Below are 8,312 nucleotides of genomic sequence, written 5' to 3'. Positions count from 1 at the left end.
TAATTTCTTAAAGTTCTGCGGATAAAGTTCCCGGATGTTCTTATGATTAATGGTCATTATATTCTGAAGGGCGTATTTCAACCACTGATAAGGATTCACCTCTTGTTTCTTACAGATTGCGAAGAATGAATAGATCATCCCTGCGCGAGCCGCAGCATCGTGGGTCCCGGCAAATAAATAGTTTTTTCGTCCTAAGGCAATCGGACGAATGGCATTTTCAATCCCATTATTATCAATATGCAGATTTCCGTCCTGTAAGTAGGCACTTAACTTATCCCAGCGTTCCATGGCATGATGCATGGCTTTGCCGATCTGACTTTTGGGTAAGGTATTTTTCATTTCTGCGAAGATCCATTTCCCCAGTTCGTTGATCACCGGAAGCGATTCTTCCAATCGAAGCTGCTTGATTTGAAGATAATTTAACAGGGTATCTTTTGCCTTTCGTTCTACGGCATAGAGTTGCTGTATCATAGCCAGGGCTTTGCTTGCTCGTTAGTTCGGATGGTAATGACCATGATCATCATGACTGGGGAAGAACACCTTTGTCTTTAGCCATTATTGCTGCAAAGGGATTACGAGATAAATTGAGGGTTTGGTGCTAAATGATTTATATTAGTTAAATAGTAACAACCAACAATTAAATAAAATAAAATGACCAATCTCCTAATTGCAGCACAACTTATTGTAGCAATATCAGTTGCCTATGTCTGGATTTTTCGATATGATGTAATCATCACGGAGTTTAAACAATTCGGACTAAGTGATTTGACCAGGACGTTTACTGGGGCATTTAAAATTTCGTTAGCGACTTTGTTAGTTGCTGGAATTTGGTTTCATGAACTAACTCCTATACCTGCTTTACTAATGGGATTATGCATGTTGGCTGCACAATATTTCCATTTTAAAGTTAAAAATCCTTTTGTCAAACATCTGCCATCGTTGATTCTCTTGATTTTATGTGTCTTTATAGCATTATTTTCCATGAAGATAATTTAAACATGGATTATTTTATTCTCTGTTGTGTTTTAATATCGAGTTTCTCTTTTCTGGCATATTCTATTTCATATTTTGCTTCTCCTCATTTGACAATAGAATTTAAACGTTTCAAATTAGAAAAACTTGGACTCTTTACAATCATATTAGAAATCTTAGGTGCTATAGGATTATTAATTGGTTTACTATTCAGGCCTCTTTTACTTATATCGTCTGGTGGACTTGCACTATTGATGTTTTTGGCTTTAGTAATTAGAATCAAATCAAAGGATAGTCTGTTAGTTTCTTTTCCAGCAGTATTTTACATGGTTTTAAATATATTTATTTTCTGTTCTGGTATTGATGACTAACAGTATGGCAAAAACGACAAATTTGAACTTATGGAACAATTCGCCTGGTTTTGGATAAACCTTGCTATGTTTCAAGGGCATGGCAGAGAAATTGGGTTTAAACTTTTGAAAATATTATAGCCACCCACAAAAAATAATGGTAGTGTGGTGCTTAGTTTGAAAGGAAAGTGTGGTCGCCTTGGAAACCCAATCAACCGGGTAGCAATTAGCTTCAACGATGCAGTTAAAAGCTACTACAGAGTGGTAAATTACCTCAATGATGTACCCAAAAGGTTCAACAGAGTAGCAAAAAGCTACAACAGAGTACCAAATAGCTGCAACCGAGTAAGCAAATAGCTTCAACGAAGCACCTCAAGGCTACAAAAGAGAAGCTGAAGGCTTCAACTATGCAGCTAAAAGCGGGTAGCTATTATATTCTCATCTTCTTGTTCACTAATCAGTTCAAGCCGTCGAATAAAATCAGGCAGTAAAAAAACAATAAACATTTAGTTTTAAATTTAGCTTCAGTTACGGGCTGACGATTTTTAAATGCCGCCCCATCTCCAGGACGTAACGGTTGTGCGAAGCTTTATTGCAACCCTTAATCGAACAGATAAATATGTTTTTGCAGAAATGAGGATTATTGATTGTATTCTTTTTCAGCGCTCAGATTCTACTTGCTCAGAGTAAAAAAGAAAAGCTATCGAAAATAATGAATACCTACCACAACTATAACATGTTTGATGGTGCAGTATTGGTTGCTGAACGAGGCAAAATAATATATAATGAAGCATTTGGCTTAGCGAATAGAGAGTGGAATGTTGCCAATCAAAAAGGGCTTCGGGTTATGACTATGGTTTTGGCAATTATTTTAGTGCAGATTTTAGAGACCAATCCAATACCATGGGAACGGGTGATATTGGAAAGTATCATTGGAAAATATAATGCTGAAACAGCCGTAACAGCGGATAAAAAAATGAAAGCTGACACAGCTCATTTTTATGTAGATTGGTTGCAAATGTATTATCTTGGAGAAAAACTGATTAGTACAAAAAGATATAATGATGCAAGAATTATTGCAGAGTATAATGTCTTGGAGTTCCCCGACAAAGATTATATCGCACTATCGATGGCCAACATTTATTTGTATTTGAACAGGAAAGAAGCAGCTAAAAGATTCTATAAAAAACTCTTGAAATAAATCCTGAAATGGAAGAAGCTAAAATAGATTAAAGGAATTAGAGAAAAAGTAAAAAGGCTTCATATACCACAAAAAATATATGGAAAGGAGTTTAGTTCTCCGAATTAAAACAAAAGTGGATGATATGAAACCAATATTTCTTTCAGTACTTTCTTCTATTTTGTTGTTCAACACAACTTATGCTCAAAAGTTTGACCTGGGTAGTTGGAACATTTTAAATCTAAAATACAGTGTTAGCGACAAATGGAGCGTATTTGGGGAAGCTCAATTGCGTTCGTTAAAGTTTTATAACAATTTTCACTACTACGAATACAAAGGAGGTGTTAATTTTAAAGTGCATAAAAACGCTATTTTAGCACTAGGCGCAGGCAGTTATCAGACCTATAAAAAAGGTGGTAATTTCGTTTTGCCTAAAAACAACGATGAATTTAGAATCTGGCCGCAAATAATTGTTTTTCAATCATTAGGAAAATTCAAAATCGAACAGCGATACCGGGCAGAATTTAGATTTACAAGTAATGGTTATCGCAATCGTTTCAGATATAGATTAGGTTTGTCTCATCCATTTGGCATAGAAAGAAACAATTTTAAACCTTTTCAAATTAGTGCAAGTAACGAAGTGTTCTTTACAGACAACCAACCCTATTTTGAACGAAACAGAATGTTAGTTGCTCTCAATTATAAACCTTCACAATCAACAACTTTACAAGTTGGTTATCTGCATCAATTTGACTACAAAATAAACGATGAAACAGGCCGGGACTTTTTACAATTAGGTTATTTCATGGAAATATTTAGAAAGCAATCAACAAAAAAAAATTATGACATTGACCTTAAAGACAACTAATAATTAACAGGACAATCGAACAAAAACAATAGTTTACAAGCACTGAGACAAAAATGCCAGCACCTAACATCGATTTTTAATCGATGTCCTGTCTACCAAAAAACCGTCAAAAAACTATTCAAAGCGCCCTAAATCCATCACTTTACTCCAAACAGCGACGAAATCTCTCGCGAACTTTTCTTTCCCATCTTCACAACCATAAACTTCTGCAATTGCCCGCAGCTCAGAGTTTGATCCAAAGATTAAATCGACCCTGGTACCAGTCCACTTCACCGCACCAGACTTGCGGTCGCGCCCTTCAAAAACTTTTTTGTTATCAGAACTTTCTCTCCAGGTTATTCCAAAATCGAGCAGATTAATAAAAAAATCATTGGAAAGCGTACCTGGACGATCCGTAAACACTCCATGTTTAGAAAAATCAAAGTTTGTATTTAAAACACGTAGGCCTCCTAAAAGCACCGTCATTTCCGGAGCAGTCAATTTTAACAATTGGGCTTTATCAATAAGCATTTCTTCTGCTGATGGGTTATGATTACCCTGCTGATAATTCCGGAATCCATCTGCCTTGGGTTCTAAAGCAGCAAACGATGCCACGTCAGTCTGTTGTTGAGATGCATCAGCTCTTCCTGGTTTGAATGGAACAATCATATCATAACCTGCGTTCTTAACTGCCTGCTCAACACCCGCACTTCCCCCAAGAACGATCAAATCTGCAATCGAAATTAACTTCCCTCCTGACTGTCCATTGTTAAAATCTCGCTGAATTATTTCCAGTTTCTCCAGAACTCCGGCAAGTTGTTGAGGATTATTTACCTCCCAATTATTCTGTGGTTGTAAGCGAACACGACCACCGTTAGTCCCTCCGCGTTTATCGGAATCGCGATAGGTGGAAGCTGAAGCCCAGGCCGTAGAGACTAACTCAGAAACTGAAACTCCTGATGATAAAATTCGACTTTTTAGCTCAGCAATATCCTGTTCACCTATTAATTCATGTGTAACCGCTGGGATGGGATCCTGCCATAGCAATTCCTGTTTAGGCACTTCCGGACCAAGATAACGCTCCTTGGGTCCCATATCACGATGTGTAAGCTTAAACCAGGCTTTTCCGAAAGCATCCGCAAACTGCTCCGGATTTTCGTGAAATCGTTTAGAAATTGGAGCATAATTAGGATCCATGATCAATGAAAGATCCGTAGTTAGCATAAAGGGTGCGTGCTTCGTTTCCGGGTCATGTGCATCTGGCACTGTACCTGCACCGCCATCGCCTTTTGGCTTCCACTGACTGGCACCTGCCGGACTTTTCGTCAGTTCCCATTCAAAGCCGAATAGATTATCAAAAAAGTTATTACTCCACTTCGTTGGAGTAGTTGTCCAGGCTCCTTCCAAACCACTGGTAATAGTATCTCCTGCATTTCCAGAGCCAAAACTATTTCGCCAGCCTAGTCCCTGCTCTTCGATACCTGCACCGGCCGGCTCTTTTGCAATATATTTACTTGGATCTGCAGCACCATGGGTTTTTCCAAATGTATGTCCGCCTGCAATCAAGGCTACGGTCTCTTCGTCATTCATGGCCATCCGACCAAAGGTTTCGCGAATATCGCGGGCAGATCCAATAGGATCGGGATTACCATGCGGGCCTTCCGGATTAACATAAATCAAACCCATTTGAACAGCCGCAAGCGGATTTTCGAGCTCGCGATCACCAACATACCGCTCATCACCCAGCCACTCGCTTTCAGCACCCCAGTAAGTATCCTGCTCCGGTTCCCAAACGTCTTCACGTCCTCCGCCAAAACCAAAGGTTTTGAAACCCATTGACTCTAATGCACAATTTCCCGCAAGGATCATCAGATCAGCCCAGGATATTTTTTTCCCATATTTCTGCTTAATTGGCCAAAGTAACAACCTGGCTTTATCAAGGTTTGCATTATCAGGCCAGCTATTTAGTGGAGCAAAACGCTGCGACCCTGAACCGCTACCGCCGCGGCCATCGCTTATTCGATAAGTACCAGCACTATGCCATGCCATTCTGATAAAAAACGGACCGTAATGCCCGTAATCAGCTGGCCACCAGTCCTGGGAATCAGTCATCAAATCAAAAAGGTCTTGTTTAACCGCGCCTAAGTCGAGCTTTTTAAACTCTTCTGCATAGTTAAAATCCTTATCCATCGGGTTAGAAAGAGATGAATGCTGACGAAGAATATTCAGATTTAACTGGTTCGGCCACCAGTCACGATTTGTCATGCCACCGCCCGCACTCTTTTTTAATGTCCCGCTGGAAAAAGGACATTTGGCAGCGGTTTCGGCGTTCATGTCGCCAACCTTGGTGTCGTGATCTGTATGAGAATGATCTTCCATGTTATTATAATTAAAAGTCTAAGCTCAAAACTACAATAACTTTGGGTTAATATTTATTCGAAAAGTTGATAACGGTATAGATAAAATCTATATCATTCTATAATAATTACCTCACACACACATAGCCCATTCCTGCTCCATAAAAGCAAAAAATCAGGCTTAAACTTCTAAAACCAGCTGAGAATAATTTGAGCTATGACCCAAATACTTCGTAACGCGCCCTGATAAAATTAAAGAAACCATAACAGGCCAAACCAATCCCAATGATCGCAAGGAGGTAAGGACCAAAATTACTGTGTAAAAGCATACTGAATGCTTTCGACGTATCTCCAGCTTCCGAAGGATTGGCGGTGAGCGCCGCCTGCAAAAATATATACGAAAGAAGTAACCAGACAACACCACGGGCAATATATCCGATTTTACCTGAACTCATCAGGATGGGCTTATACTTTGCAGTAACAGATTTATTTACATGCGAACGGTATTTTTCAGACAAGGCGTACCAAATTTGATATAAACCTACTGCGAGAAATAATAATGCAACTAATCCTACCAACCACTGCCCCATTGGCTTAGAAAGCAATTCCTGGGTCAAGTCTTGTGAGTTATCGCCGGAATTTTTCTTGTGAAACATCAGCATTCTTACAGACTCAACAGCTAATGATCCATAAACTAGCCCGCTAAATAAATAGCGTCCACGAACAGAGATACCTTTTGCATCTTTTCCTTTATTTTCGCTGTCTGTGAATGCCTGAACAAAACGCCATATCACATAACATACAAGTCCCGCCGTTACCCCCCACAAAATGATCGTCCCGGCAGGCTGCTCATAGATAAAGTCGAAAACACCCGTTTTTGTGGTGTCTTCAAACGACTTCGAATCGATACCAAAAGATGCCATAAATGCCAGAACTCCGAGCAAAACATACACTACTCCTTTTGCGCTCAACCCAATGCGGGCAATTTTGTCGAGATCTGGGATAAGGGTTTTCGTAGTCATAAACGGTTAGGTTGAATTTAAATTAAATGTTATAATTTGATAAAACCGCCATTTACGTCATTTGTGTGATCAATTGTATATTAAAATACAATGCCGGAAACTAACTCAACATTAAGGGTGATGAAAGGGTTTTACATGACAATTCTATTAATCATATCTTTACGCAATAGTTAAATCCGCCATTTAAGACTCTATTTACCATCAAAATGAACCATGAAGCTATCTCGATCCGGCCTTTTGTAGGAGCCAAAAACTTTGACACATCAAGGAATTTCTACAAGGATATTGGTTTTCAGGAAACTGTTTTATTCCCGACGATGTCTTTGTTCAAATCTGACAATCTTGGTTTTTATTTGCAGGATGCCTATGTAAAAGACTGGGTGGACAATACCATGATTTTTCTGGAGGTTAATGATGTGTATCAGTTTTTCGAGCTATTGCAAGAACAACAACTTGAAACTAAATATCCGGGTGTGAAGCTGAAGCCTGTCCGGCAATATGATTGGGGAAGAGAATGTTTTCTACACGACCCATCTGGCATACTTTGGCATTTCGGAGAGTTTAATAAATAGAAGGTACTTAAATTTAAAGCATAGTGATCGATAGACTTACCCCGACAGATAAATTCTTAATTCCGCTTAGCCCATCAGTTGACTCATTTCCCCTTCCGCAACGCTTTAATCTGAATCACATACCGCATCCATTGGCTGTGATTGCTGCTAAGGATTTACAGAAATATCTGCAAACTCAAAATGATTGGGTGCATAACTTCGGTCTGATACCGGGTCAAAAAGGAAAAGTCGTTGGAAAGATGTTCGGCGTCCTTGTAGTTAGAACTTTGCAAAACGACATGGGTTACATTGCTGCATTTTCCGGAAAACTGGCAAATAGCAACCAGCATATGAAATTTGTTCCGCCGGTTTTTGACGGACTTTGTAATCAGAGTTTTGTAAATCAGGGAATGAGAGAACTCAGCCGGATAAACCTTACGATCAAAGATCTTGAAGTGACCATACCTGCAGGTTATGATGATCAGATCAGACTTTTGAAATCCAGGCGTAAAAAGCATTCAATCTCCCTTCAACAAAAAATCTTCGACCAATATTTTTTCCTCAACCAATTGGGCGAGAAAAAAAGTCTGAATGAGATTTTCAAGAAAGCGTCTTATAAAAACCCACCCAGTGGTGCAGGAGAATGTGCAGGCCCAAAGCTTCTTCAATATGCCTTCCAAAATCAAATGAGGCCGATTGCTTTAACTGAATTTTGGTGGGGACTATCTCCAAAATCCAATCAATGGAAACATGGTGATTATTATTTGTGCTGCAAAGAAAAATGCCAGCCGATACTTGATCATATGCTGGAGGGCTTGGTCTAATGGAAAATCAGGTCGGTTTCAATTACACCTTCGTTGAATATTCTTAAACGGATGGAATTTTTCGGCATAATCATATAGCAGAGTCATATGACCCTGCTATACGGTTTTTGAATATTGTTAAACTATTAGAATTTAATATTTCCTCTTAACTCGCCGCTAGGTACTGTAGAACTATGAATGTTCAAATACCATTTGCCCGCTAAAAGCTG

9 protein-coding genes and 1 pseudogene are annotated in these 8,312 nt (G+C 39.1%); 6 read left to right on the top strand and 4 right to left on the bottom strand.

What is annotated here, in order from left to right; all coding sequences use genetic code 11:
- Window positions 1-492: pseudogene (locus ACLL8Z_RS14875) on the bottom strand (IS66 family transposase); the annotation flags it as partial.
- A 159-nt stretch (window positions 493-651) separates the two neighbouring features.
- Here ACLL8Z_RS14875 and ACLL8Z_RS14870 point away from each other — a divergent pair.
- From ACLL8Z_RS14870 to ACLL8Z_RS14855, 4 genes are all read left to right on the top strand, one after another.
- Entirely contained in the window at window positions 652-996 is a 345-nt protein-coding gene (locus ACLL8Z_RS14870) for a DoxX family protein (RefSeq protein WP_411275581.1), read from the top strand.
- A complete protein-coding gene (locus ACLL8Z_RS14865) occupies window positions 957-1,343 on the top strand; it encodes a DoxX family protein (RefSeq protein ID WP_411275580.1) in 387 nt (128 codons plus the stop codon). Before ACLL8Z_RS14870 ends, ACLL8Z_RS14865 begins: the two co-directional genes overlap by 40 nt.
- A gap of 622 nt (window positions 1,344-1,965) precedes the next feature.
- Window positions 1,966-2,523 carry a hypothetical protein gene (locus ACLL8Z_RS14860; protein WP_411275579.1) on the top strand — a complete coding sequence of 186 codons (558 nt, stop codon included), beginning with the start codon at window positions 1,966-1,968 and terminating at the stop codon, window positions 2,521-2,523.
- A gap of 79 nt (window positions 2,524-2,602) precedes the next feature.
- Entirely contained in the window at window positions 2,603-3,370 is a 768-nt protein-coding gene (locus tag ACLL8Z_RS14855; RefSeq protein WP_411275578.1) for a DUF2490 domain-containing protein, read from the top strand.
- A gap of 114 nt (window positions 3,371-3,484) precedes the next feature.
- On the opposite strand, the gene katG is transcribed toward ACLL8Z_RS14855, so the two are convergent.
- Both katG and ACLL8Z_RS14845 read right to left on the bottom strand, forming a co-directional pair.
- On the bottom strand, window positions 3,485-5,683 hold the full coding sequence (katG, locus tag ACLL8Z_RS14850; protein ID WP_411275583.1) for a catalase/peroxidase HPI: 2,199 nt from the start codon (window positions 5,681-5,683) through the stop codon (window positions 3,485-3,487).
- 238 nt (window positions 5,684-5,921) lie between these two features.
- Window positions 5,922-6,728, bottom strand: coding sequence for a DUF1206 domain-containing protein (locus ACLL8Z_RS14845; RefSeq protein WP_411275577.1), 807 nt, complete (start codon window positions 6,726-6,728; stop codon window positions 5,922-5,924).
- A 206-nt stretch (window positions 6,729-6,934) separates the two neighbouring features.
- Between ACLL8Z_RS14845 and ACLL8Z_RS14840 the strand changes: the two genes are divergently transcribed.
- The gene (locus tag ACLL8Z_RS14840) at window positions 6,935-7,300 is read left to right on the top strand and encodes a glyoxalase (RefSeq protein WP_411275576.1); all 366 of its coding nucleotides are present in this window, start codon (window positions 6,935-6,937) and stop codon (window positions 7,298-7,300) included.
- Between the two features lie 23 nt (window positions 7,301-7,323).
- Window positions 7,324-8,103 carry a hypothetical protein gene (locus tag ACLL8Z_RS14835; protein ID WP_411275575.1) on the top strand — a complete coding sequence of 260 codons (780 nt, stop codon included), beginning with the start codon at window positions 7,324-7,326 and terminating at the stop codon, window positions 8,101-8,103.
- 125 nt (window positions 8,104-8,228) lie between these two features.
- On the opposite strand, the gene ACLL8Z_RS14830 is transcribed toward ACLL8Z_RS14835, so the two are convergent.
- A partial coding sequence (locus tag ACLL8Z_RS14830; protein WP_411275582.1) for a CHRD domain-containing protein occupies window positions 8,229-8,312 on the bottom strand: 84 nt, incomplete at its 5' end.

The sequence above is a fragment of the Daejeonella sp. genome (assembly GCF_046590655.1).
Taxonomy (GTDB): Bacteria; Bacteroidota; Bacteroidia; order Sphingobacteriales; family Sphingobacteriaceae; genus Daejeonella.
This window is presented reverse-complemented; position numbering and strand designations above follow the sequence as displayed.

Excerpts from the sequence above, each read along its gene's own strand:
- ACLL8Z_RS14870 (WP_411275581.1), top strand. The coding sequence starts at position 652 with ATGACCAATCTCCTAATTGCAGCACAACTTATTGTAGCAATATCAGTT.
- ACLL8Z_RS14865 (WP_411275580.1), top strand. The coding sequence starts at position 957 with ATGTGTCTTTATAGCATTATTTTCCATGAAGATAATTTAAACATGGAT.
- ACLL8Z_RS14855 (WP_411275578.1), top strand. The coding sequence starts at position 2,603 with ATGGAAAGGAGTTTAGTTCTCCGAATTAAAACAAAAGTGGATGATATG.
- katG (WP_411275583.1), bottom strand. The coding sequence starts at position 5,683 with ATGAACGCCGAAACCGCTGCCAAATGTCCTTTTTCCAGCGGGACATTA.
- ACLL8Z_RS14845 (WP_411275577.1), bottom strand. The coding sequence starts at position 6,728 with ATGACTACGAAAACCCTTATCCCAGATCTCGACAAAATTGCCCGCATT.
- ACLL8Z_RS14840 (WP_411275576.1), top strand. The coding sequence starts at position 6,935 with ATGAACCATGAAGCTATCTCGATCCGGCCTTTTGTAGGAGCCAAAAAC.